The sequence below is a fragment of the Pseudoalteromonas nanhaiensis genome (genome assembly GCF_051235485.1).
GTDB classification, from domain to species: domain Bacteria; phylum Pseudomonadota; class Gammaproteobacteria; order Enterobacterales; family Alteromonadaceae; genus Pseudoalteromonas; species Pseudoalteromonas lipolytica_C.
Genome location: NZ_JBPNYQ010000057.1, coordinates 1 through 1,266 on the forward strand (window position 1 = coordinate 1; position 1,266 = coordinate 1,266).

Annotated in this window: 1 protein-coding gene; it reads left to right on the forward strand. The window is 43.0% G+C overall.

From position 1 onward, the window contains the following. Positions 1–77 precede the first annotated feature (77 nt). Positions 78–1,258, forward strand: a protein-coding gene (locus ACSFVZ_RS20445) for an IS3 family transposase (RefSeq protein ID WP_435559514.1) whose coding sequence is annotated in 2 segments (ribosomal slippage) — positions 78–336 and positions 336–1,258 — 1,182 coding nt in all. Because the reading frame shifts where the segments join, the coding sequence is not laid out codon by codon here. Positions 1,259–1,266: the final 8 nt, after the last annotated feature.

The window sequence follows — 1,266 nt, forward strand, 5'->3', positions numbered from 1 at the left end:
TGTAGTGGCATAGTTAATTTGGCCACCCATTAAGAAAGAAATGTTATGCTAATAAGCATACAAATTTGGGTGTAAAAATGACGAAATTAAAACGTGCAACGTATTCTGCGGCAATCAAATTAGAAACAGCTCAGCTTGTAGTTGACCAAGGCTACACACAAGAAGATGCAGCTAAGGCGATGGGGGTTGGTAAATCAACTGTTAGTAAGTGGGTCACTCAATTAAAGCAAGAACGGAATGGCCAGACACCCACAGCGTCACCAATGACACCCGAACAAATTGAAATTCGTGAGCTTAAAAAGCAAATTCAACGCATTGAATTAGAAAAGGATATATTAAAAAAGGCTACCGCTCTCTTGATGTCCGACTCCCTGAACAATTCTCGTTAATTGAGAAGTTAAATCAACGAGAGCGTTACCCAATTAGCGTGTTGTGTAGCGTATTCAATGTGCATCGCAGCAGCTATAAATATTGGGCCATACGGGATACAACGCCTACACCAGAGCAAATAAGACTAGAAGCGGAAGTTAAAGCCATACATGCAATGAGCGGCGGTTCAGCTGGGGCACGGACAATCGCGGCAATCGCAACGAATAACGGCTTTGAATTAAGCCGTTATCGGGCCGCTAAGCTGATGGTTAAACTGAAACTAGAGAGCTGCCAAGTACCACAACATCAATATAAACGGGGTGGTAATGAGCATCTTGAAATCCCAAATTTGTTAGATAGGCAGTTTGATGTTGTTGAGCCGAATACGGTGTGGTGCGGTGATGTGACGTATACTTGGACAGGCAATCGCTGGGCCTATTTAGCGGTCGTTGTTGATTTATTTGCACGTAAGGTTGTTGGTTGGGCAATGTCGTTGTCGCCAGATACTAACTTAACGCTAAAAGCGCTTGAACTCGCGTATGAGAGCAGAGGCAGGCCAAGCGGATTGATGTTTCACTCAGACCAAGGAAGCCATTATACAAGCTTGAAGTACCGCCAACGTTTATGGCGCTATAAAATCACACAAAGTATGAGCAGGCGCGGGAATTGTTGGGATAATGCGCCAATGGAGCGATTTTTTAGGAGCTTAAAAACGGAGTGGATGCCAAAGGTTGGGTACGAAAACTTTAAAGATGCTAAATATAGTGTGAGTGATTATATCAACGGATATTACAACAACGTTAGGCCACATCATTATAATGCTGGTTTAGCGCCAAATGAATCAGAGGTTAGATACCAAGATTCTAAAACTGTGGCCAAAATTAGTTGACCACTACA